The 22,197-nt window shown below is 66.9% G+C and carries 18 protein-coding genes and 1 riboswitch; of the genes, 14 read left to right on the top strand and 4 right to left on the bottom strand.

Translation table 11 applies throughout. From position 1 onward, the window contains the following. Positions 1 to 34 precede the first annotated feature (34 nt). Positions 35 to 1,996 carry a hypothetical protein gene (locus EV663_RS08990; protein ID WP_132951457.1) on the top strand — a complete coding sequence of 654 codons (1,962 nt, stop codon included), beginning with the start codon at positions 35 to 37 and terminating at the stop codon, positions 1,994 to 1,996. A gap of 12 nt (positions 1,997 to 2,008) precedes the next feature. Here EV663_RS08990 and EV663_RS08985 read toward each other — a convergent pair whose 3' ends face one another. Then, the gene (locus EV663_RS08985; protein WP_132951456.1) at positions 2,009 to 3,199 is read right to left on the bottom strand and encodes an NnrS family protein; all 1,191 of its coding nucleotides are present in this window, start codon (positions 3,197 to 3,199) and stop codon (positions 2,009 to 2,011) included. Between the two features lie 78 nt (positions 3,200 to 3,277). On the opposite strand from EV663_RS08985, the gene EV663_RS08980 reads away from it, so the two are divergent. From EV663_RS08980 to EV663_RS08960, 5 genes are all read left to right on the top strand, one after another. Beyond that, positions 3,278 to 3,691 (top strand): Rrf2 family transcriptional regulator, encoded by a 414-nt coding sequence (locus EV663_RS08980; RefSeq protein ID WP_132951455.1) that lies wholly within the window; start codon positions 3,278 to 3,280, stop codon positions 3,689 to 3,691. Next, positions 3,688 to 4,383 (top strand): NnrU family protein, encoded by a 696-nt coding sequence (locus EV663_RS08975; protein ID WP_341799036.1) that lies wholly within the window; start codon positions 3,688 to 3,690, stop codon positions 4,381 to 4,383. Before EV663_RS08980 ends, EV663_RS08975 begins: the two co-directional genes overlap by 4 nt. Positions 4,384 to 4,736: 353 nt before the next feature. Continuing rightward, the gene (locus tag EV663_RS08970) at positions 4,737 to 5,357 is read left to right on the top strand and encodes a TetR/AcrR family transcriptional regulator (protein ID WP_132951454.1); all 621 of its coding nucleotides are present in this window, start codon (positions 4,737 to 4,739) and stop codon (positions 5,355 to 5,357) included. Further along, a complete protein-coding gene (locus tag EV663_RS08965; RefSeq protein WP_132951453.1) occupies positions 5,348 to 6,658 on the top strand; it encodes an efflux RND transporter periplasmic adaptor subunit in 1,311 nt (436 codons plus the stop codon). Before EV663_RS08970 ends, EV663_RS08965 begins: the two co-directional genes overlap by 10 nt. After that, a complete protein-coding gene (locus tag EV663_RS08960; RefSeq protein ID WP_132951452.1) occupies positions 6,655 to 9,792 on the top strand; it encodes an efflux RND transporter permease subunit in 3,138 nt (1,045 codons plus the stop codon). Before EV663_RS08965 ends, EV663_RS08960 begins: the two co-directional genes overlap by 4 nt. Positions 9,793 to 9,823: 31 nt before the next feature. On the opposite strand, the gene EV663_RS08955 is transcribed toward EV663_RS08960, so the two are convergent. Next, positions 9,824 to 10,423 carry a LysE family translocator gene (locus EV663_RS08955; protein WP_132951451.1) on the bottom strand — a complete coding sequence of 200 codons (600 nt, stop codon included), beginning with the start codon at positions 10,421 to 10,423 and terminating at the stop codon, positions 9,824 to 9,826. A gap of 96 nt (positions 10,424 to 10,519) precedes the next feature. On the opposite strand from EV663_RS08955, the gene EV663_RS08950 reads away from it, so the two are divergent. From EV663_RS08950 to atzF, 8 genes are all read left to right on the top strand, one after another. After that, positions 10,520 to 10,975 carry an Lrp/AsnC family transcriptional regulator gene (locus EV663_RS08950; RefSeq protein ID WP_132951450.1) on the top strand — a complete coding sequence of 152 codons (456 nt, stop codon included), beginning with the start codon at positions 10,520 to 10,522 and terminating at the stop codon, positions 10,973 to 10,975. Between the two features lie 148 nt (positions 10,976 to 11,123). Then, positions 11,124 to 11,232: riboswitch (guanidine-I (ykkC/yxkD leader) on the top strand. A 67-nt stretch (positions 11,233 to 11,299) separates the two neighbouring features. Next, positions 11,300 to 12,367, top strand: coding sequence for a putative urea ABC transporter substrate-binding protein (locus EV663_RS08945; RefSeq protein ID WP_132951449.1), 1,068 nt, complete (start codon positions 11,300 to 11,302; stop codon positions 12,365 to 12,367). A gap of 15 nt (positions 12,368 to 12,382) precedes the next feature. Beyond that, on the top strand, positions 12,383 to 13,201 hold the full coding sequence (locus EV663_RS08940; RefSeq protein ID WP_132951448.1) for an ABC transporter permease: 819 nt from the start codon (positions 12,383 to 12,385) through the stop codon (positions 13,199 to 13,201). After that, positions 13,198 to 14,055, top strand: a complete 858-nt coding sequence (locus EV663_RS08935) for an ABC transporter ATP-binding protein (RefSeq protein WP_132951447.1) — start codon at positions 13,198 to 13,200, stop codon at positions 14,053 to 14,055. Before EV663_RS08940 ends, EV663_RS08935 begins: the two co-directional genes overlap by 4 nt. Beyond that, on the top strand, positions 14,030 to 14,830 hold the full coding sequence (locus EV663_RS15740; RefSeq protein ID WP_207904414.1) for an urea amidolyase associated protein UAAP1: 801 nt from the start codon (positions 14,030 to 14,032) through the stop codon (positions 14,828 to 14,830). Before EV663_RS08935 ends, EV663_RS15740 begins: the two co-directional genes overlap by 26 nt. Positions 14,831 to 14,842: 12 nt before the next feature. Next, positions 14,843 to 15,439: an urea amidolyase associated protein UAAP2 gene (locus tag EV663_RS15735; RefSeq protein ID WP_207904413.1), complete on the top strand. Its 597-nt coding sequence runs from the start codon at positions 14,843 to 14,845 to the stop codon at positions 15,437 to 15,439. Between the two features lie 4 nt (positions 15,440 to 15,443). Beyond that, the gene (locus EV663_RS08925; RefSeq protein WP_132951446.1) at positions 15,444 to 18,950 is read left to right on the top strand and encodes a 5-oxoprolinase/urea amidolyase family protein; all 3,507 of its coding nucleotides are present in this window, start codon (positions 15,444 to 15,446) and stop codon (positions 18,948 to 18,950) included. Further along, positions 18,950 to 20,758, top strand: a complete 1,809-nt coding sequence (gene atzF / locus EV663_RS08920; protein WP_132951445.1) for an allophanate hydrolase — start codon at positions 18,950 to 18,952, stop codon at positions 20,756 to 20,758. Before EV663_RS08925 ends, atzF begins: the two co-directional genes overlap by 1 nt. A gap of 18 nt (positions 20,759 to 20,776) precedes the next feature. Here atzF and phoB read toward each other — a convergent pair whose 3' ends face one another. After that, positions 20,777 to 21,469 carry a phosphate regulon transcriptional regulator PhoB gene (phoB, locus tag EV663_RS08915; protein ID WP_132951444.1) on the bottom strand — a complete coding sequence of 231 codons (693 nt, stop codon included), beginning with the start codon at positions 21,467 to 21,469 and terminating at the stop codon, positions 20,777 to 20,779. 1 nt (position 21,470) lies between these two features. Continuing rightward, positions 21,471 to 22,196 carry a phosphate signaling complex protein PhoU gene (gene phoU, locus EV663_RS08910; protein ID WP_132951443.1) on the bottom strand — a complete coding sequence of 242 codons (726 nt, stop codon included), beginning with the start codon at positions 22,194 to 22,196 and terminating at the stop codon, positions 21,471 to 21,473. Position 22,197 lies beyond the last annotated feature (1 nt).

The following is a 22,197-nucleotide window of genomic DNA, read 5'->3' as shown; positions in this document are numbered from 1 at the left end:
GACCATTCCAGATTGGCACAGGGGGGATCGACCCATGAACCGCATTTCTTTTCGTCCGGTTTTTCTGGCGGTGGCCAGTCTCATCGCGCTGACCGGCACCGCGCCGGCCGGGGATTATGCCGCGCCACTGATCGGCAGCTACATCGGGCGCGAGGTGATGCCCAACCCCTATGCCCATATTCCCGCCCAATGCTATATCGAGACCGCGGGCGGCACCCAGAACCCCTGTCAGGTCTGCCATACAGACGGGCTTGCCAATCGCCGTTTCGGCAATAACGCGCCGCAGGGCGGGGCCTCGCCCTTCATCGGCGACCTGACGGCGGAATACGCGTTTGCCGCGCTGAACCATCCGTTTCAGCCCAACGGTTCGATCAACCCGTGGGAAAACACGCTTTTCCCCGAGAAGCTGCGCGCCGCCGTGGCCGAGGCGGGGCATGATCCCGCCGCCTGGGACATGGAAACCTGGATCCGCCATGACAACTGGTCGGTGGCTGCCGCGCGCCGCCCCGGCGATGCGCGCGCCTGGGACAGCGGCGTTCGCGACGACCCGTTCCGGCTGTTCCCGGCGCTTTCACCGGTCGATCTGCCCGCCGACGAGGACGGCTTCGTGCGCAGCGACCGCGAAGAGGGCGCGTTCTTCAACGACGGGCGCGGCTGGATCACCGGCTGGCGGTCGGTCAATTTCGTGCCTCACGGCATCTTTACGCCGCTGACCGGGTCGGTTTCGGGGATCTATGTCCGCCTGCCCGAACGCTTCATGCAGGATGCCAAGGGGCGGTTCGACCTGCCCACCTATGCCGCCAATCTCGACCTCGTGGCCGCTGCCGTGTCCGACCACCTGCCCGAGGATGCACCGGCCACCTACCTGGGGGCGGCCGGCGGCGATCCGGTCCAGCCCGGCCTTTATCCCATCGGCACCGAGTTCGCCCATCCCCTGCACTACGTGGATACCGAGGCCGACGGAACCGAAGGCGCCCCCGGCCGCTTCCCAGGGGCGCGCGCCGACCGGGTCAAGGAAATCCGCTACATGTACAAGATCAAGGCGTTCGACCCCGAATATGCCGGTCCCGAGATCAAGGAGGAAAGCGCCCCCGCCTATGCCAGCCGCACCGAGGGCTGGATCGACAATGGCGCGGGCTGGATTCTCGCCGGCTGGATCGAGGATGCCGACGGGGCGCTGCGCGCCCAGACGCCCTCGGAGCTGGTGCAATGCGTGGGCTGTCATTCCGGGCATGAACCGCAGCGCGAGACCGGGGGCCATGCGACCTTTCAATCCGGCGTGGGCGTGACCATCGACAGCACCTGGGCGCTGCCCCGCCGCCTGCCCGGTGACAAGGGCTGGGGCGAGAACACCGCGATGGGCTATCGCGCGCCCGAGGCCGAGGGCGAGATCGGGCGCAGTTCCTGGCCCGATCCGATCAACCGCGCGATGGAAAACGGTGAATTCGCGCATTTCCTGGAACATGTCGTGGGCGTAAGCCTTTATGGTGACATGCCCGCCAGCGTCGAGGAATTCCTGGCGCAGACGATCCGCACCGAGAACGGTTATTCCGCGGACTGGCCGGCCTTGGTGACGGACACGGCACAGGGCTATGTCGGCGCGCAGGAACAACGCGCCGCGCTGCTGAAAGAGGTGACCGCGAGGGGCGATCACCTGGACGCGGACGGCAATCTGGCCGGTGCGCTGCTCTACCCGACGCATTCCGCCGCGCTGGCGGCGGCGCGGGGCTATCGGATGGTCGTGACCACACAGCGTTACGATTTCGGCAAGGACGTGTTCGGCGAAACCCCCGTGACCTTTCGCTATTTCCGCGAGGATGCGACCGCGTTCACCCATCAGGACGGCACGCCCTATCGTGTAGGGGAAATCGTCACCGACCGCCCCATCGACGAGAACCGCGCCAGCCTGACCTGGGGCGTCGGCATCGCCGCGACCGAGATCACGGAATCGCCCGATTACCAGCCCATCCTCGATTACCTTTCCGGCGCCGAGTAGCAGGCCAGGGTATCACCCCGCCCCTTTGGGCCGCGCGAGAACCGGCCAGTAGACCATCGCGAAGCCGAGGAAGGCCGCGATCCATGCGGCGCCGGCAAGGTCAAGGAGCCAGCCTGCGAAAACCATGCCCTCGGCAAACCGGGCGATAATGGCGACAAGAAGCGCGAGGTAAAGCAAGGCAACCTTGGGGCCCGCGGACAACGGGCGGCCGGAATGGCCCAGGCTGGCGCGGGTCATGATCGCCAGCGTCATCATGCCCACGGCACCCGCCATCCAGACATGCTGTGCGGCGGTCGCCCCGGTCAGACCGGGGATCAATGACGCCAGCGCCACCGCCAGGAACCCGGCGGGGATGAACAGATACGAAAGGTGCAGCACCCAGACCAACGGCTCGGCCAGGGTCCGGTGCCCGGCCCAGCGGCCCTGGCGGATCAGGTTCGCCACGCCTGCCGCAAGACACAGGATCGCCGAAAGGGCGTGGTCGGGCGCTGCGGTCCAGGCCATAAGGGCGATGCCCGTAACCGCCAGCGCCGCCCGGTCAAGGATGCCGAATGGCCTCGGTAACTGTATGCTGTCCCGTTTTGCCAGCCAGTTGCGGGTAAAGCCGGGCACCACGCGGCCGCCGATCAGCGCGATCATCATGATCGCCGCCGCCAGCGCCACCCTTAGCCCCGTCCCGCCCGCAGCATAGCCGCCGCGCGCGGTCTCCAGGTGGAACAGCGCCTGGCCCAGTGTCATCAGAACCAACAGCCCCCAGACCGGAAGGTTGCGCCAGTTGCGGCCTGAAACGATCTCGCGCAGGGTGACGGCCGCCAGCGCGACCGGAAAGGCAAGATCGACCAGCGCCGCGATTCCGGCAGGCCAGAGTGCCGAGGTGGAAACCGCCAGCCGCCCCGTGCCCCACAGCAGGACCAGCCCCAAAAGCGGCCAGCCCCGCAACGGTAGCCGGCCAGTCCAGTTCGGTACGGCCGTCAGCAGGAACCCCGCGGTTACGGCGCCGAGATAACCGAAAAGGAAGGCATGCGCATGCCAACTGACCGGGTCCAGTGTCGTGGGCAAGGCAAGCCCGCCGGCCAGCATCGCGATCCATGCGGCCATGGCGCCCGCCGCCCAGAGGCTGCCCAGCAGGAAGAATGGCCGGAAGCCCCGGCTGAGGAATGCGGGCCCGGTCCAGGTGCGACGAAGATCGGAACTTGTGGCCATGAGGGGACTCTCTTTTAGTATTTCAAATACCGATTAGCCGATGTAATACGCATTGAAAACTCCAATTCGTGAGGCGCCATGCGACTGACCCAGTTCACCGATTTCGGCCTGCGCGCGCTGATGCGGCTGGCAGGCGCCCCCGACCGGGCCTTTGCCACCGCCGAACTGGCGCGGGAATTCGGTATCTCGCGTCATCACCTGGCCAAGGTCGTTGCGCGGCTTGCCTCGGCGGGGTTGGTGCGCACGCGCCGCGGCGGCGGCGGTGGGCTGAGCCTGGCCCGGCCAGCGGAAACGATCACCCTGGGCGAGGTCGTGCGCCTGCTGGAGGCCGATCAGGCGTTGGTGGAATGTTTCGCCACGACCGGCGGGGGCTGCACCCTGTTGCCCGACTGCCGTCTGAAAGGCCGCCTGGCGCGGGCGGAAATCGCATTCCTGGCCGAACTCGACCGATCCACGCTGGCGGACTGCGCCTGGAAACCGAGGGCGGCATGATGGGCGGATGGGGGGAATTGATACTGGCCTTTGCCGCCTTCCTGGCCTCGCACGCGGTGCCCGTGCAGCCCCCGGTCAAGCGTCGGCTGAAGGCGGCGCTGGGGTGGCGCGGCTATCTGGCCGGCTATATCGCGCTGTCGGTTGCGATGCTGACCTGGATGATCGTGGCGGCCAGTCGCGCACCTTTCGTGCCGTTGCTGCCCTGGGCGGCGTGGCAGGCCTGGGTGCCGAACCTTGCCATGCCGGTGGTCTGTCTGCTGATCGTGTTCGGGGTGGCGGTGCCGAACCCGCTCAGCTTTGGCGGCGCGCGGAACGAACGGTTCGACCCGGACCGGCCGGGAATTGCCGGGATGACGCGCCACCCGCTGCTCTGGGCGCTGGCATTGTGGTCGGCGGCGCATGCGCTGGCCAACCCGGATCTTGCCCATCTGCTGCTTTTCGGCGGGTTCGCGGGCTTTGCGGTGCTGGGCACGCGCGTCATCGACCTTCGCAACCAAAGGCAGATGGGGAGGGCAGAATGGCAGCGTCTGGTTGCGCATACCTCGAACCTGCCCTTTGCCGCGCTGGCCGCGGGCCGCTGGCGGCCCCGCCGCGGACCCGACCCCGCCCGCGTCCTGATTGCCCTTGCACTCTGGGCCGCCCTGCTCTGGGGGCATGCCCCGGTGATCGGTGTCTCACCCGTGCCAGCTTGAACAGGCAGCTTTCCGGTCAGGTCAAGGGATCGTCAACCAACGGTGCCGGCAGGGCGAAACGAAACAGGTCTTTATGGCCCCCGATCATGACCGTTAGCCCGTCGCCCTTGATCCCACGCTTCCCAACTGTCCTGGTTGTGCGCGATATTTTCAGGTGCCATCCCCAGACTGGGCGCGACTATGCATCCTGACGGGACGCATGCGTGCCGTCAGGATGGTGGATGACTGATCAAGGCAGATATCTATAAAATCGATATAATATATCAAAAATACTGTTTCCTGATCATATTTTGATCTTTGCTGAGTGCCCCGTGTTCATGTAAGTAAGTGATAACTTACTTTGGAGGCCTTTCGTGACAGCCCGAAAAAGCGCCGATCTGCGTCGGGCCGACATCGTCGAGGCGGTGCTTGACCTGCTTGCCTCGACAGCGCCCGAACATCTGTCGACCTTGCGCATCGCGGCCAAGGTCGGCGTCAGCCAGGGCGCTCTGTTTCGCCATTACCCGACCAAGGATGACATCTGGCGCAGCGTGATGGAGGAGGTCGAGCACCGCGCGCAGCGGGCCTGGGCGAAAGCCGCCGAGATCGGCGGCGGGCCTTGTGACAGGCTGCGCATGTTGTGCCTTGCCCAACTGAGGCTGATCGAACAGACGCCAGCCGTTCCAGCGTTGGTCATGGCGCCTGGTCGCCACGTCGCAGAGAATTCGGTCAGGCCGATCGTTCTGCGTCTCATGGCTGGCTTGATGGATCGGATGGTCGCCCTCGCGCGCCAGTCCAGGGCCGCCGGGAACCTGCGGGACGACCTGCAACCGGATGACATCGCGGCCCTGTTGCTAGGGATCTTGCAGGGTCTCGTGCTCCGCTGGTCGCTGTCAGGCCGGGGCTTTGATCTGGTGACCGAAGGCGATCGCATGGTGAGCCTTCAACTGCGCCTGATGGCGCCCAGTCGACCCCAAGAGGTCTCATGCGACTGAAACCCTTTATCGGCTTTCTCGTTCCCGTCGCCTTGGGTGTGGTCCTTGCGGCGGGTCTGCTCTCGCGTGCCGAACCGCCCGCGCGCAGCGCCATGGCGGAACGCAGCGCGGCGGTGCGCACGTTGATCGTGGCCGAACGACCCATCCGGCCAGTCGCGCGCGGCTATGGCACCGTCACCCCGTCCCGCACATGGGCCGCGGTCGCCGAGGTGGCCGGCAGCGTCGTCTGGCGCAGTCCCGAGCTTGAGACCGGCACCCTGATCCGCGCCGGGCAGGTCGTGCTGCGCCTCGACCCGACGGCCTACGAGCTGGCGCTTGCCCAGGCCGAGGCCGACGGCGCGGTGCTGCGGGCCGATCTGGCGCAGCTCGAGGCCGAGGCGACGAACACGGGCCGGTTGCTCGATATCGAGCGCCGCCGCCTGCGCCTGGCCGAGGCGGAGTTCCGGCGCGTGCGCGCGCTGGTCGATCAGGGCAATGCGCCCGATGCGCAGGCGGACGCGCAGGAACGCACCCTGCTCCAGATCGAGCGCGGTGTGCAGGAATTGTCGAATGCGCTAGAGTTGATCCCCGCCCGCCGGGCCCGGCTCAGCGCGCAAATGGCTCGTGCCGATGCGGTGCTGGCGCGCGCCCGGCGCGACCTGGAAAAGACCGAGATCACCGCGCCTTTCGATCTGCGGGTTGCCGAGGTCGCGGTCGAGCAGGACCAGTTCGCCGCCATGGGCCAGCCGCTGTTGCAGGGCGACGGGGTCGCCGCGGCCGAGGTGACGGCGCGGATTCCGCTGGACAGCTTTCCGCGGCTGCTGGGCGGCGCGCGGGCGGATGGGACCGGGGGGCTGGCGCTGCTGGAACGCGCCGACTTTCGGGCCGCCATCGCCGCCGAGGTCCGGCTGGTGGGCGCGCCGGGGCAGGTCTGGTCAGGACAGGTGACACGGGTGGGCAACGCGCTCGACCCGCGGACCCGGACGGTTCCGGTCACGATCGAGGTCGCCGATCCCTATGCCGGGGCCAATCCCCCGGACCGGCTGGCGCTGGTTCCCAACATGTATGTCGAGGTCGTGCTGACCGGCGCGTCGGGCGCGGCGCAGATCGCCATTCCCGACCCCGCGGTGCAGGCCGGGGGCGTCGTTTATCTGCGCGACGCCGAGGGCCGGCTGGCGCTGCGCGAGGTGACGGTCGCCTTCCGCCAGGACGGGCAGGCGATCATCGCGGACGGGCTTGCGCCCGGTGACGAGGTGGTTCTGGATGATCTTGTTCCCGCGATACCGGGCATGCGGCTGATCCCGGTGGAGGCCGGGCAATGATCCGCTGGTTCGCCGCGCATCCGACCGCAGGCAACCTGTTTTTGATCCTGCTGCTGGCGGCAGGTGCATTCGCGGCGCCGACGCTCAAGCGCGAGACCTTTCCCGATTTCCGGCCCGTCGAATCCGAGATCTCGGTCGTCTATCGCGGCGCCTCGGCCGAAGAGGTCGAGGATGCGATCTGCCGCCGCCTGTGGGACGCGCTCGACCCCGTCGAGGGGCTGGAGGAGCTGACCTGCACCGCCGCCGAGAACCGCGCCCGGGCGGTGGCGACGATGGCGCCGGGGGGGGACACCCTGCGTTTCGTCAACGACATCCGCACCGAGGTGGCGGCCATCGACGACCTGCCCGCCCGCGCCGATCCGCCCATCGTGCGTGAATTGCACCGGACCGATGCCGTGACCTCGGTCGCCGTGGCGGGCGATCTGCCGCCCGTGGCGCTGGACCGCTATGCCGAGGAGTTGCGCAGCCGGTTATCCGCGCTGCCGGGCGTGGCGCGGGTGGCCCTGTCGGGTTTTGGCGAGCGGCAATTCCGCATCACGGTACCGCGCGCGGTCCTTGCCCGGCACGGGCTGACCGCCGCCGGGCTGGCCGGCATCTTGGGGGCGCAAAGCGTCGATCTGCCGCTTGGCAGCCTCGAAACCCCCGGCCGCGATCTGCGCCTGCGCTTTGCCGACGAACGCCGCTCCATCGCCGATCTGGCCGAGTTGACCGTGCTGGCCACGCCCGAGGGCGGAACGCTGCGCCTCGGCGACATCGCCGAGATCGTCGAGACCTACACCCCCGAAGAGGAACGCGCCCGCCTCGACAGGCAGCGCGCCGCGTTCCTCGAGGTGCACAAGGCGCTTGAGGCCGATGCGCTGCGCGTACTCGACGCCGTCGCCGCCGTGGTCGAGGCCGAGAGTGCCGCCCTGCCGGACAGCCTGCGCCTTGAGATCGTGCAGGACGTGACCTCGATCGTGCGCGACCGGTTGCAGATGCTGGTCAGGAACGGCGCGGTGGGTCTTGTCCTCGTGCTGGCGGTGATGAGCCTGTTCTTCCGCCCCCGGTTCGCGATCTGGGCGGCGTTCGGGCTTCCGGTGGCCTTCCTCGGGGCCTTCGTGGCGATGGCACTGCTGGGGCTGTCGCTGAACATGATCACGCTGGTCGCGCTGTTGATGGCCATCGGGATCGTGATGGACGATTCCATCGTGATCGTGGACAGCATCGTTAGCCATGCCACCGACGGCCGGTCGCGGCTGGAGGCCGCGGTCGCGGGCACCCTTGCGGTTCTGCCGGGCGTGCTGTCGTCATTTGCCACGACGGTCGCGGTGTTCGGACCGCTGTCGTTCCTCGCGGGGGAACTGGGTGCCGTGCTCGAAGTCCTGCCGCTGGTGCTGATCGCCGCCCTTGCCGCCAGCCTGATCGAGGCGTTCTGGGTGCTTCCCCACCACCTAAGCCACGGGCTGAAGGCGGCCGAATGCCCGCCCTCGCGCCTGCGCCGCGGCTTTGACCGGGGGTTCGAGGCGCTGCGGGAAAAGGGTGTGGGCCGGGCCGCCGATCTGGCGATCAGGTGGCGCTATCCTGTGGCGGGGCTCGTTCTGGCGCTGATGATCGTCAGCGTGGGGGCCGTGCGCGGGGGGCTCTTGCCGCGCGAGGCGATACCGGCCATCGACGGCGACGTGTTGCAGGCGCGTATCCTGATGCCGCAGGGCACGCCGCTCATGCGCACCGAGGCGGTCGCCGATCACGTCATCGCGGCGCTGATGCGCACCGATGCGGCGCTTGCGCCCGACCAGCCGGGCGACGCGGCGCTGGTTCGTTCGGTCCAGACGCGGTTCAACCTCAACGCCACGGCGGGCGAGGGCGGGCCCCATGTGGCGACCGTCAGCGCCGACCTGCTGGGCGCCGAGATCCGGGCGACGACGCTGGACGAGATCACCGCCCGCTGGCAGGCCGAGATCGGCGCCGTGCCCGGTGTGACCGAGATCGTCCTGACCGAGCCCGGGATCGGGCCGCAGGGCATCGCCATCGAGATCCGCCTGTTCCATGACGACCTCGACCGCCTGCGTGTGGCTGGCGACAGGCTGCTGGCCGAGGTGGCGGCCTATCGCGGCGTCTACAACGCCACCCACGACCTGCGCCCCGGCCCGCCCGAACTGCGCCTGCGGTTCAAGGAGGGGGCGGCGGCGCTGGGACTGACCGCGGCCGATGTCGCGGGGCAGGTGCGCGCGGCCTTCCTCGGCACGATCATCGCCGACGTGCAGCAGGGCGATATCGCCCACGAGATCGAACTGGAACAGGCCCTCGCGGACCGCAACGGCCGGGACGACCTGACCGACTTCACCGTGACGCTGCCCGATGGCTCGGCCGTGCCGCTGACCATGGCCGCCGATCTCACCGAGGCCCGCGGCTGGGCCCGCATCACCCATGTGGACGGGGTGCGCACGCTGACCGTTCAGGCCGATGTCGACACCCGCATCGCCAATGCCGACGCCATCGTGAAGGCGCTGCGCGAGGGGGTCCTGCCGGACCTTGTCGCGGACACCCCCGGCCTCGGCGTCGAGATCGGCGGGCAAAGCGCCAATTCCGCCGAAACGGTCGGTTCCATCATTCGCGGCTTCGTCATCGGGCTGGTGGGGGTCTACCTGATCCTGTCGCTGCAATTCCGCAGCTATGTCGAGCCGATCATCGTGATGTTGACCATCCCGCTGGCCTTCATCGGGGTGATCTGGGGCCATGTCGCGATGGGCTACAACCTGTCGATGCCCTCGATACTGGGCGCGGCCTCGCTGGCGGGGATCGTCGTCAACAACGCGATCCTGCTGCTTCAGGTGATCAACGCCCGCGCGGCCGAGGGCATGGACCTTGCGCGCGCCGCCGGAAAGGCCAGCCGCGACCGCGTGCGCCCGATCCTGATCTCGGTCTCGACCACGGTGATGGGGATGGCGCCGCTTTTGGCCGAGACCAGCACGCAGGCCCAGACGCTGAAACCGCTGGTGATCTCGGTGGTCTTCGGGCTGCTCGGGGCGACCCTGCTTGTTCTGATCGTGTTGCCTGCGTTCTTCGCGATCCTTGGCGATTTGCGATCCATGACAGGGTATCTAAGCGGCTCGGAAAAAAATAACGACCGCCAGACCATGCCTGATGCGTCGTGAAGAACTGTCTTGGAGGCAGGTCGTCACGCACTCATGCGCCGAGACCGAGAACGGGATAGAGCGAGGCCACCAGCAGGATCGCCATGGTCACGTTGAACGCCCGAAGCCGCGCGGCGTTCGACAGCCACTGGCGGACCGCCGTCCCGAGCCAGGTCCAGACCGAGATCGCCGGCAAGCAGACCAGGGCGAAGGCGCCGGCCACGATGGCGACCGACAGAAGCGACCGGTCGGGGGCATAGAGCGTGACCGCGGACAGGCACATGGCCCAGGCCTTGGGGTTCACCCACTGGAACAGCGCGGCCTGACGAAAGGTCATCGGCCGGCTGTCCGCCGCCCGGTCCTCCGGCGGCGCCGCCATGGCGATCCGGGCCGCCAGCCACAGCAGGTAGCCGACGCATAGGACCTTCAGCATGACGGTCAGCGCAGGCACGGCGTCGAACACCGCCATCAGCCCCGCCCCCACCAGCAGCGCCATCACCGTCACGCCCCCGAGGATGCCCAGCATGTGCGGCAGCGTCCGGCGAAAGCCGAAATTCGCGCCCGAGGCCATGAGCATCAGGTTGTTGGGCCCCGGCGTGACGGTCGACACGAAGGCAAAGCCCAGAAGGGCGGTCAGCACAGCGAAACTCACGGGACTTGCCTCCTTGATCGGAACCCTGCAACATTAGACCGTGATCGCCGCAATGTTTCGCCCAAGATGCCGCCGCGCGGCTCAATTGCACAACGAATGATCGCCATGGATGCCACAGACCTGAAAATATTGCGCGAGCTTTGGCGCGACGGCCGGATTAGCAACGTGGCGCTGGCCGAGCGGATCGGCCTGTCGCCCTCCGCCTGCCTCAGGCGCGTGCAGGACCTGGAACGGACCGGCGTGATCCGCGGCTACCGGGTCGTCACCGACCCCGAGCGCATGGGCCGCGGCTTTGCGGTCTATGTCATGGTCGGCCTGTCGTCGCACACCAAGGCCACGCAGGAGGGGTTCGAGCGCGCCATGGCGGTCGCGCCCGAAGTCGTCGAATGCCACAACATCGCCGGGGCCTTCGAATACCTGCTGCGCGTCGAAAGCGCCGATCTGGCCGGGTACAAGCGCTTTCACACCGAGGTTCTGGGCACGCAATCCCACGTGAACGCGATCACGTCCTATATCGTGATGGGTTCGTCCAAGGACGAACGCGCCGCGTGACCCGACCCGTTGCCAGCGATGCAAACCGCCCTCGATGAGGTCATTCGTCCAGCGTACTGCCCAAATTATATGCGTTCAAAGGCGGTCCCCTCGCACCCCCATGTGCAAGGGTTTGCGCAACGGCACGCGCCCCGTAGATGTCGCATATGAGTATGGCGGCTAGGGTTCCGGCCTTTTCGGGGGTGTCTGGTCCGAGAGCTGCCGCCGGCGGGAGAGACATCCCCGCCGGAGCACGGCGGGACAAAAACCCGGGAGACCTCGTTGAGCCAAGGGATTGGCGGCACGGTGGTCGTCTTTCCCCAGATTGTAAGGAAAGGAACCATCATGTCGTTGCGCCTCTCTTCGGTTGTGGGATCACTCGTCGCACTTGGTGCGCTGTCGGCAATGCCCGTCTCCGCCGAACCGAAATCCGAGTTCAAGGTCGGTTGGTCGATCTACGTGGGTTGGATGCCCTGGGGCTATGCCGCCGAGGCCGGCATCGTGGACAAATGGGCCGACAAGTATGGCATCGAGATCGAGGTGACCCAGTTCAACGACTATATCGAGTCCATCAACCAGTATACCGCCGGTGCCTATGACGCGGTGACGCTGACCAACATGGACGGGCTTTCGATCCCGGCGGCGGGGGGCGTGGACACCACCGCGGTGATCGTGGGTGATTTTTCGGCGGGCAACGACGCGGTGATCCTGAAAGACAGTGCCAACCTGGGCGATATTGCAGGGCGCGACGTCAACCTCGTCGAATTCTCGGTGTCGCATTACCTGCTGGCCCGCGCGCTTGACAGCGTCGGGCTGAGCGAGCGCGACGTCAAGGTGATCAATACCGCCGATCCCGACATGGTGGCCGCCTTCCAGACCCGTGATGTGACCGCGATGGTGACGTGGAACCCGATCGTTTCGGAAATCGCGGCGCTGCCGGGGGCGAACCTTGTCTTCGATAGCAGCGACATTCCCGGTGAAATCATTGACCTGATGGTGGCCAATACCGAGGTGCTGACCGACAATCCCGATTTCGGCAAGGCGCTGGCGGGGATCTGGTACGAAACCGCCGCGTTGATGGTTGCCGATACGCCCGAAGGGGCGGCGGCACGCGCGGCGATGGGCGCGGCCTCGGGTACCGACCAGGCCGGTTACGAGGCGCAGCTTGCCGCGACCCGCCTGTTCGCCGACCCGGCCGAGGCGGTGGCCTTTACGCTATCGCCCGATCTCGGCACGACGATGGACCATATCCGGACTTTCCTGTTCGACAAGGGTTTGCTGGGGGCGGGTGCGCCGTCGGCGGATGTCATCGGCATCGAACTGCCCGATGCGACGGTGATGGGCGATGCGAACAACGTGAAGTTCCGCTTTAGCGCAACCTACATGCAGCTTGCCGCCGACGGCGCGCTCTGATCCGGGACGGTGCCGATGCGGCTTATCAACCGCCATCCGGGGCGTGCGGCGCGGCTGGTGCTGGGCAGCCTGCCGTTCCTGGCGATCGTGCTGGTCTATCTTGCCGCCTCGGCAACCCGGCTGGCCGACAACCCCGGCGACAAGCTGCTGCCGGCGCTATCCTCGTTTGCGCGGGCGATCGAGACGATGGCCTTTACCCCCGACCGGCGTACCGGCGCGTATCTGCTGTGGTCCGATACATGGGCAAGCCTGGGGCGTCTGTGGGCGGGGCTTGGCATTTCGGCGGTGCTGACGCTGATCGCGGGGCTTGCCATCGGGGTTCTGCCGATGGTGCGCGCGCTGCTGGCGCCGGTTATCGCCTTTGTCTCGATGGTGCCGCCGCTGGCCCTGTTGCCGATCCTGTTCATCGCGCTGGGGCTTGGTGAGACCTCCAAGATCGTGCTGATCGTGATCGGGGTGACGCCGTTCCTGATCCGCGATCTGTCGCTGACCGTCGCATCCCTGCCGCGCGAGATGATCATCAAGGCCGAAACCCTGTCAGCCTCGACCTGGCTGATCGCGCTCCGTGTGGTTCTGCCGCAGGCAATGCCACGGTTGATCGATGGCCTGCGGCTGCAACTGGGTCCGGCTTTCCTGTTCCTGATCGCGGCCGAGGCGATCTCGGCCGATGCGGGGCTGGGCTATCGGATCTTCCTGGTACGCCGCTATCTGTCGATGGATATCATCTTTCCCTATGTCGCCTGGATTACCCTGCTGGCCGTGGCGATGGATCTGGGCCTGGGCGGTTTGCGGCGGCTGATCTTCCCCTGGTGGGGGATGGAGGGCCGCAGATGACCGCGATCGTCATCGAGAATGTCTGGAAGGAATACGGCGACCAGGTCGTTCTGGAAAGCGTCAACCTGTCGGTTGAGACCCGCGCCTTTGTTGCCTTGGTCGGGCCATCGGGCTGTGGCAAGACGACCTTCCTGCGGATGCTGCTGGGGCAGGAAAAGCCCACGCGCGGGCGCATCTTGCTGGATGGCGCGGCCCTGCCGCCCGAGCCGGGCCCCGATCGCGGCGTGGTCTATCAGCGGTATTCGGTCTTTCCGCACCTGACGGTGCTCGGAAACGTGATGATAGGCCCCGAATTGCGCGGCGCGCGCTTGCTGGGCCGTCGTTTTGGTGCCGCCCGGCGGGCGCTGGCCGAGGAGGCCCGGTCGATGCTGGCCGAGGTCGGGCTTGCAGGTAACGAAAACAAGTATCCCGCCCAGTTGTCGGGCGGGATGCAGCAGCGGCTGGCGCTGGCGCAGGCGCTGATGATGAAACCCCGCGTGCTGTTGCTGGATGAACCTTTCGGCGCGCTGGATCCCGGCATCCGCGCCGATATCCACAAGCTGATGAAGCGGCTCTGGAACGAGGTGCCGATGACGGTTGTCATGGTCACACACGACCTGCGCGAGGCCTTCACGCTGGCCACCCGCATCGTCGCCTTTGAACGCCTGCGCGACCGGCCCGAGGAACGCCTTCGCTATGGCGCGACGCTGAGCCGCGACATCGACGTCTGGCCGCCGCGGATCGCGGGGCGCACCACGATCTACGATGCCGATATCCTGCCCGGTCAGGACGACCTGACCTCTTTGGGGCACTCTTTCGGGACGACCCGGCAGACCGGAGCATCAGAGCATGCAACACGTTTCCCGCACCCCTGAGGCCATCGCCGCCGATCGCGCCCGCTATGAGGAACACCAGAGGAAGGGACTGGAATTCGCCCCAAGGGCGCTGCCGGGGTCCAGCCCGCGTCCGGCGCCCCCGCCTGAACCCGGCCGGGTGTTGGTGAACGAAACGGTTCCTGGCGGCTGGTACTGGACCACGCGGTTGGCGGCGGGCGAGGGGCTGCGCATCCTGGCCGGGGGGCTGGGCGGCAGCGTTTCGCTGGCGGCCTGGTCCGCCGCCGACACGGCCGAGCGGATGAACCTGCCCGACACGGTCAAGGTCCAGTGGACGACCGACCTGCGCAAGGGCCGGGTGATCCTGTCGGATATGGGGCGGGTTCTTTTCTCGATCGCCGAGGACAGTTCGGGTGCCCATGACGCGTTGACTGGCGGCGCGCCCGCCAGTGAACCGGGCACGCCGCACGCGCGCAACACGCGCGACAACATGGTGCTGGCCGCAGCCAAGCTGGGTCTCGACAAGCGCGACCTGCACGCGCTCTTGACCTTCTTCGCGCCGGTGCGGGTCGATGCCGCGGGGCGGTTCTTCTGGAACGGCGCGCTTCTGTCGGGGGATGACTGGGTGGAGTTGCGCGCCGAGCAGGACGTGATGCTGGCGCTGTCGAACAACCGCCACCCGCTCGACCCCGACCAGGGGATTGTGCCCGCCGTTCGCGTGCTGCACCTCGCCGCGGTGCCGGTGGCCGCGGACGATCTGTGCCGCACCGCCACCGCCGAGGCGATCCGCGCCTTTCAGAACACCGCCCGCGCCTGAGGAGGGAATTTCATGGAACACGTTTTTGATATCCCCGCCGAAAAGCCCTGGTCCGGCATTGTTCGGGCAGGACAGACCATTCGCATCATCGACAGCCATGGCCAGCAGGCCGTCGATACGCTGTTCTACAACGCGCATGATTTTTCCGAACGCTATTCGGCCCAGGACACGATGCGCGCGCAGGGCGCGGCCTACATCACCACGGGAACGCGGCTGATGTCGTCCGAGGGACGGGTGATGCTGATCTTAACCGCCGATAGCGCGGGGCGGCACGATACCTCTGCGGGGTGTTGTTCATGTGAATCGAACACGGTCCGTTTCGGTCATGACACCCGCTATCTGCATGCCTGCCGCGAGAATTTCATCCTCGAACTGGCGCGCCACGGCATGAGCAAGCGCGATATCGTTCCCAATATCAATTTCTTCATGAACGTGCCGATCAGCCCCGATGGTGCCATGACGATCGATGACGGCATATCCAGCCCCGGCGATCACGTCGATCTGCTGGCCGAGATGGATGTGCTGTGCGTGATCTCGAACTGCCCGCAGGTCAACAACCCCTGCAACGGGTTCGACCCGTCGCCTGTCCGCGTCATCATCCGGGGGTAGGCGCATGTTCAGCAAGGTTCTCGTGGCCAACCGCGGCGAGATCGCGGTGCGGATCATCGCGACGCTGCGCAAGATGGGGATTGCCTCGGTCGCCGTTTATTCAGATGCCGACCGATTTGCCCCCCATGTGCGCGATGCCGATCAGGCGGTGCGGCTGGGCCCCGCGCCCGCGGCGCAAAGTTATCTGGATATCGACGCGGTGATTGCCGCCTGCCGTGCCACCGGCGCCGAGGCGGTGCATCCGGGTTATGGATTCCTGTCCGAAAGCATCGTCTTTGCCGACCGCCTGGCCGAGGCCGGGATTGCCTTTATCGGCCCCCGGCCGGACCATATCCGCGCCTTCGGATTGAAACACGTCGCGCGCGACCTGGCAAAGGCCGCGGGTGTGCCGCTATTGCCGGGCTCGGGGTTGCTGGACGATGCCGGCATCGCCGCTGCCGAGGCTGCGCGCATCGGTTACCCGGTGATGTTGAAAAGTACCGCGGGCGGAGGCGGCATAGGGATGCGGCTTTGCCCCGACGAGGCGGCGCTGCGCGCGGCCTTTGCCTCGGTCGCGCGCATGGCGGCGGCCAGTTTCGGCGATGCGCGCGTCTACCTGGAACGCTTCGTTTCGCCCGCGCGTCATGTCGAGGTGCAGGTTTTCGGCAATGGTCGGGGCCGTGTCGTGGCACTGGGCGAACGGGATTGTTCGCTGCAACGACGCAATCAAAAGGTGATCGAGGAAACCCCCGCCCCTGACCTGCCCGAGGGGGTGCGCGCGGCGTTGCACCGCGCCGCGGCCGATCTTTGTGCCTCGGTTCGCTATGCCTCTGCGGGCACGGTGGAATTCATCTATGATCCGGCGCGCGGGGCCTTCTATTTCCTTGAGGTCAACACGCGGCTTCAGGTCGAACACCCGGTGACCGAGGCGGTTCTTGGCATTGACCTTGTCGAATGGATGATCCGCCAGGCCGCCGGCGAAGACCCGACCCAGGTCCCCCTGCCCGAACAGCGGGACGCCGCGATCGAGGCGCGGCTTTATGCCGAGATGCCTCATGCAGAGTTCCGCCCGGCGGCGGGGCGGTTGACCGAGGTGCATTTCCCCGCAACTGCCCGTGTCGACGGCTGGGTCGAGACCGGGACCGAGATCACCCCCCATTATGACCCGATGCTGGCCAAGATCATCGTTTCGGGCCGTGACCGCCCTTCTGCCATCGCGGCGCTGCGCGCGGCACTGGCCGAAACGCGCGTGGCCGGGGTGGAAACCAACCTTGGCTATCTTCGTGCGATCGCGGGGTCCGACTTTCTGGCCTCGGGGCGGGTTTCGACCGCCGCGCTGAACGATTTTTCCCATGCCCCTGACGGGGTCGAGGTTCTGGCGCCCGGCGCACAATCCAGCCTTCAGGAACTGCCGGGACGGCTGGGGCTGTGGCATGTGGGGGTGCCCCCCTCGGGGCCGATGGATTCGAAAAGCCACCGCAATGCCAACCGTCTGCTGGGCAACCCCCCAGACACCGCGGCGATCGAGATCACGGCGACCGGCCCCACCTTGCGCTTTCTTGGGCCTGCGCGTGTCGCGCTGGCGGGGGCCGCCCTGCCGGTTACGCTGGATGGCGCGGCGGTGGCCGGGCCGGTGATCGACGTGCCTGCGGGGGGCGTGCTGGCGCTGGGCACGATAACCGGGCCGGGGCAGAGGGCCTATCTGGCGGTGGCGGGCGGGTTCGATGCGCCGATGATTTTGGGCTCACGCGCGACCTTCGCGCTGGGCCAGTTCGGCGGCCATGCAACGGGCGTGTTGAAAACTGGCGATGTCCTTCATTTCGCCCGCGCGGCAACCGGCGCCCCGACACCGCCCGAAGAGGCGGTGCTGACCCATGACTGGGACATCGCGGTGGTCTACGGCCCCCATGGCGCACCCGATTTCTTTTTGCCCGAGGATATCGAGACGCTGTTTTCAGCCCTCTACGAGGTGCATTTCAACTCTGCCCGGACCGGCGTGCGCCTGATCGGCCCCGCGCCGAAATGGGCCCGCCCGGATGGCGGCGAGGCGGGGTTGCACCCCTCGAACCTGCATGACAACGCCTATGCCGTCGGCGCGATCGACTTTACCGGGGACATGCCGATCATCCTGGGGCCCGACGGGCCAAGCCTCGGCGGGTTCGTCTGCCCCGCAGTGGTCGCCGCCGAGCACATGTGGAAGATCGGTCAATTGCGTCCCGGCGACAGGGTGCGGTTTACCCCGGCGCCGCGTCCGGCCGACCCGGTGGCCGGGCCTGCCTATGCGCGCGCCGGCGCGGCGGTCCTGGACGAGCACAGCGCGGGTGGGGTGAACGTGACCTATCGTCGGCAGGGCGACGAGAACCTGTTGGTGGAATACGGGCCCATGGTTCTGGATATCGAAACCCGGCTCAGGGTGCATCTGCTGCAACGGGCGGTGGCCGAGGCGGGCCTGCCGGTGATCGACCTGACCCCCGGCATCCGCTCGTTGCAACTGCATTACGACCCGGCGCGCATCGCGCGGGCCGATCTGCTGGCCGAGTTGCGCGTGATCGAGGCGGGCCTTGCCCCTGCCGAAACGGTCAGCGTGCCCAGCCGCACCCTGTATCTGCCGCTGTCTTGGAACGACCCGGAGGCGGCACGCGCGATGCAGAAATACCAGGAACTCGTGCGTCCCGACGCGCCCTGGTGTCCCTGCAATATCGAGTTCATCCGGCGCATCAACGGTCTTGAGGACGAGGCGGCGGTGCAGCGCACGATCTTCGATGCGCGCTACCTGGTGATGGGGTTGGGCGATGTCTATCTGGGGGCGCCGGTTGCCACGCCGGTCGACCCGCGTCACAGGCTGGTCACGACCAAATACAACCCCGCCCGTACCTGGACCCCGGAAAACGCGGTGGGCATTGGCGGGGCCTATATGTGCATCTACGGGATGGAGGGGCCGGGCGGCTACCAGCTTTTCGGGCGCACGATCCAGGTGTGGAACACCTGGCGGCGCACGGGTGCGTTCCGTGACAAACCGTGGCTTCTGGATTTCTTCGATGTGATCCGGTTTTTCCCGGTCAGCCCTGCGGAACTCGCCGAGGCCCGCGAAGCTTTTCCCCACGGTGGCTATCCGGTGCGCATTGATGAGGGCCGGTTCGATTGGGCCGCCGAGAAACAACGTCTCGCGGCTCAGGCGGGTGATATCGCCGCCTTTCGTGCCCATCAGCGCGCCGCCTTCGACGCGGAACGCGACCGCTGGAAGGCCGAGGGACTGGACAGCTTTACCGCCGCGGACGCCCCCCCCGCATCCACGGGCGCGTTGCCCGAGGGCGCGATCGGGATCGAAAGCCCGGTGCCGGGCAATATCTGGAAATTCCTTGTCGAACCCGGCGCAAGGGTCGCGGCGGGTCAACCCGTGGCCATCGTCGAGTCTATGAAGATGGAAATCGCCGTGCAAAGCCCCGTGGCCGGACGGGTGCAAGGCTTTCATACCGCGCCGGGGCGCACGGTGTGCGCCGGCGACATTCTTGCCGTGATGGAGGTAGACTGATGCTGCCCAGGATGCTGACGCTTGCCGCGCTGCGGGCGGCCTATGGCGCGGGTGCCACCCCGATGGACGTTGTCGAAGAGGTCATCGCGCGCCGCGCCGCGCTGGCCGATCCGGCAGTGTTCATCACCCCCACCCCCGATGACGCGTTGCGCGCCGAGGCGCGCAGGTTGATGCAGGACGGGCCCGCGAACCGGCCGCTTTTCGGTATACCCTTTGCCGTGAAGGACAATATCGACGTGGCCGGCCTGCCTACCACCGCCGCTTGTCCGGCCTATGCCTACCTGCCCGCCGCCGATGCCGCAGTGGTGGCGCGGCTGCGTGCGGCCGGGGCGCTGGTGATCGGCAAGACCAATCTCGACCAGTTCGCCACCGGGCTGAACGGCACCCGCTCGCCGCACGGCGCACCACGTTCGGTTTTCGATCCCGCCGATATCTCAGGTGGATCGTCATCTGGCTCGGCGGTGGCGGTGGCGTCGGGGCTGTGCGCCTTTGCGCTGGGTACCGACACGGCCGGATCGGGGCGTGTGCCCGCGGCCTTTAACAACCTTGTCGGCCTCAAGCCGACGCCGGGGCTTGTGCCGAATACGGGCGTGGTGCCCGCCTGCCGCAGTCTTGACGTGGTGACGGTTTTTTCCGGCACGGTACCCGAGGCCGCCGAGATCCGCCGGATCATGCAAGGCGAGGACGCGGACGATCCGTTCTCGCGCCCGGCCCTGCCGGTGCCGCTGCCCGTCGCGCCCAGGATCGGGGTGCTTGATGGGGCCGAGCGCGAGTTTTTCGGCGACAGCGATGCCGAGGCGCTTTACGATGCGGCCCTGGCACGGGCCGAGGCGCTGGGTGCCACGTTGGTGCCCTTCGACTACGCGCCGTTCAGAGAGGCCGCTGCGCTGCTTTACGAGGGGCCATGGGTCGCAGAGAGGCTGGCCGCCATCGAGGATTTCCTGGCCGAACATCCCGAGGCCCTCGACCCCACCGTGCGCGAGATCGTGCAAAGCGCGCAAGGTATGTCCGCGGTTGAAACCTTTCGCGGGATTTACAGATTGCAAGCGTTGCGTCGCGCGGTTGCCCCGGTCTGGGACGCGGTCGATATCCTGATGCTGCCTACTGCACCCACCAGCTATACGGTTGCCGAAATGGTGGCCGACCCGGTGCGCCTGAACAGCCGGCTCGGGCGTTATACAAACTTCGTCAACCTGATGGGGCTTGCCGCCATCGCGGTGCCTGCGGGTTTTGCCGCCTCGGGCCGGCCCGCCGGCGTCACCCTGGTCGGGCCGGGTTTCAGCGACGAGGCACTGGTGCCTTTCGCCGCCGCCCTGCATGGCGCCACCGCGTCGGGGGTCGGGGCAGACCGCGCCGCTGCCTTGCCCCTTGCGCCGTTGGCGGGGCAGGTGCCTGAGGGCTGGACCTCGCTTGCCGTGGTCGGCGCGCATCTCAGCGGCATGCCGCTGAACCGCGAACTTGTCGCCGGAGGCGGTGTTTGTCTGCGGGCGACCCGGACCGCGGCCGATTACCGGCTTTTTGCGCTGGCGAACACCGACCCGCCCAAGCCGGGGCTGGTCCGCGCGCCGGGTTTTGCGGGGCCGGGGATCGAGGTGGAACTCTGGGCGCTGCCCCTGGCCGGGTTCGGCGCCTTCGTGTCGGGCATCCCCGCGCCGCTTGGCATCGGCAAGATCGCGCTTTGCGACGGAACCAGCGCAAGCGGTTTCCTATGCGAGGCCCATGCGGTCGAAGACGCGCGCGATATCACCGCGTTCGGGGGATGGCGCAGCTATTGCATGAAAAAACAGGCCGGGCCGGGGGACTGGTGAACGCGTCTGGTCCCCCGCTTAACCCAGGGCGTAACCGGCACCGCGCACGGTGCGCACCGGGTCGGCGCCGCCATGCTGGCACAGCGCCTTGCGCAGGCGGCCGATATGCACGTCGACAGTGCGCGTGTCGACATATATGTCGCGCCCCCAGACCCGGTCCAGCAATTGTTCGCGGCTCCAGACGCGGCCGGGCTTTTCCATGAAGGTGGATAAAAGGCGAAATTCGGTCGGCCCGAGTTTCAACAGCTTTTCGCCGCGAAAGACCTTGTGGGTTTCGGAATCGAGAAGGATATCCTCGAATTCCAGTTTCTGACCGACCGCGGCGGGGCGAGTGCGGCGCAGATGCGCACGCACCCGCGCCATCAACTCGTTCACGGAATAGGGCTTGACCACATAATCGTCCGCGCCTGTTTCAAGCCCGCGCACCCGGTCCACCTCTTCGGCGCGGGCCGACAGCATGATGATCGGCAGGTTGCGCGTTTCCTGCCGGGATTTCAGCCGGCGGCAGACTTCTATCCCCGAGACCGAAGGCAGCATCCAGTCGAGGACAACGATATCGGGCGACACCTCGTCGACCAGCAAGAGCGCCTCATCGCCGGTCGCGGCCCTCGCCACGACAAAGCCCTCGGCCTCAAGGTTATAGGCCAGCACCTCGCGCTGTGCCGGTTCATCCTCGACGACCAGAACCGTGGGTTGTTCGACCGTGCTCATGTCACTGTGCCGTCGTCGGGTCTATGGCGGTCCGGTCGGCCTTGGGGCGCTCGTCCTCGGGCAACTCGCCGGTGACCAGGTAGATCACCTGTTCCGCGATCGAGGTGACATGATCCCCCATCCTCTCGATGTTCTTGGCGATGAAGTGAAGATGCATGCAGGCGGTGATGTTGCGCGGGTCTTCCATCATGAAGGTCAGGAATTCGCGGAACAGTGCATTATACATCTGGTCGACCTCGTGGTCGCGCAGTCGCACGTCCTGGGCCAGTTCGACGTCGCGCTGGATATAGGCGTCCAGCGCATCTTTGAGCATGATCTCGACCGCCTTGGCCATGCGCCGGATCGCGCCCGACGATCCCTCGATCGGGGCCATCTGCAAGAGAACCCCGGTGCGCTTGGCCATGTTCTTGGCGTAATCGCCAACGCGTTCCAGGTTGGCAGAGATCTTCATCACGGTCAGAACCGTGCGCAGGTCACCCGCCGATGGCTGACGCAGTGCCAAAAGGCGTGCGGCCTCTTCGTTGACTTGTTCTTCCAGCGCATCGATGGCCTTGTCGCCCTTGCGCACGCGTTCGGCCTGTTCCTCGTCCCGTGCCTCAAGCGAATTCGCCGATTCCAGGATCGCGGCTTCGACAAGGCCGCCCATCTTCATGATGAGTGCCTGGATCGCCTCGAGGTCGCGGTCGTATGACCTGACGATATGTGGGCCCTTTGTAGATTCCGACATG

The sequence above is a fragment of the Rhodovulum bhavnagarense genome, assembly GCF_004343505.1.
Lineage (GTDB): Bacteria > Pseudomonadota > Alphaproteobacteria > Rhodobacterales > Rhodobacteraceae > Rhodovulum > Rhodovulum bhavnagarense.
Note: the sequence above shows the minus strand (reverse complement) of the source record. Positions and strands in the feature narration are given on the sequence as shown.

Excerpts from the sequence above, each read along its gene's own strand:
- EV663_RS08990 (WP_132951457.1), top strand. The coding sequence starts at position 35 with ATGAACCGCATTTCTTTTCGTCCGGTTTTTCTGGCGGTGGCCAGTCTC.
- EV663_RS08985 (WP_132951456.1), bottom strand. The coding sequence starts at position 3,199 with ATGGCCACAAGTTCCGATCTTCGTCGCACCTGGACCGGGCCCGCATTC.
- EV663_RS08980 (WP_132951455.1), top strand. The coding sequence starts at position 3,278 with ATGCGACTGACCCAGTTCACCGATTTCGGCCTGCGCGCGCTGATGCGG.
- EV663_RS08975 (WP_341799036.1), top strand. The coding sequence starts at position 3,688 with ATGATGGGCGGATGGGGGGAATTGATACTGGCCTTTGCCGCCTTCCTG.
- EV663_RS08965 (WP_132951453.1), top strand. The coding sequence starts at position 5,348 with ATGCGACTGAAACCCTTTATCGGCTTTCTCGTTCCCGTCGCCTTGGGT.
- EV663_RS08960 (WP_132951452.1), top strand. The coding sequence starts at position 6,655 with ATGATCCGCTGGTTCGCCGCGCATCCGACCGCAGGCAACCTGTTTTTG.
- EV663_RS08950 (WP_132951450.1), top strand. The coding sequence starts at position 10,520 with ATGATCGCCATGGATGCCACAGACCTGAAAATATTGCGCGAGCTTTGG.
- EV663_RS08945 (WP_132951449.1), top strand. The coding sequence starts at position 11,300 with ATGTCGTTGCGCCTCTCTTCGGTTGTGGGATCACTCGTCGCACTTGGT.
- EV663_RS08940 (WP_132951448.1), top strand. The coding sequence starts at position 12,383 with ATGCGGCTTATCAACCGCCATCCGGGGCGTGCGGCGCGGCTGGTGCTG.
- EV663_RS08935 (WP_132951447.1), top strand. The coding sequence starts at position 13,198 with ATGACCGCGATCGTCATCGAGAATGTCTGGAAGGAATACGGCGACCAG.
- EV663_RS15740 (WP_207904414.1), top strand. The coding sequence starts at position 14,030 with ATGCAACACGTTTCCCGCACCCCTGAGGCCATCGCCGCCGATCGCGCC.
- EV663_RS15735 (WP_207904413.1), top strand. The coding sequence starts at position 14,843 with ATGGAACACGTTTTTGATATCCCCGCCGAAAAGCCCTGGTCCGGCATT.
- EV663_RS08925 (WP_132951446.1), top strand. The coding sequence starts at position 15,444 with ATGTTCAGCAAGGTTCTCGTGGCCAACCGCGGCGAGATCGCGGTGCGG.
- atzF (WP_132951445.1), top strand. The coding sequence starts at position 18,950 with ATGCTGCCCAGGATGCTGACGCTTGCCGCGCTGCGGGCGGCCTATGGC.
- phoB (WP_132951444.1), bottom strand. The coding sequence starts at position 21,469 with ATGAGCACGGTCGAACAACCCACGGTTCTGGTCGTCGAGGATGAACCG.
- phoU (WP_132951443.1), bottom strand. The coding sequence starts at position 22,196 with ATGTCGGAATCTACAAAGGGCCCACATATCGTCAGGTCATACGACCGC.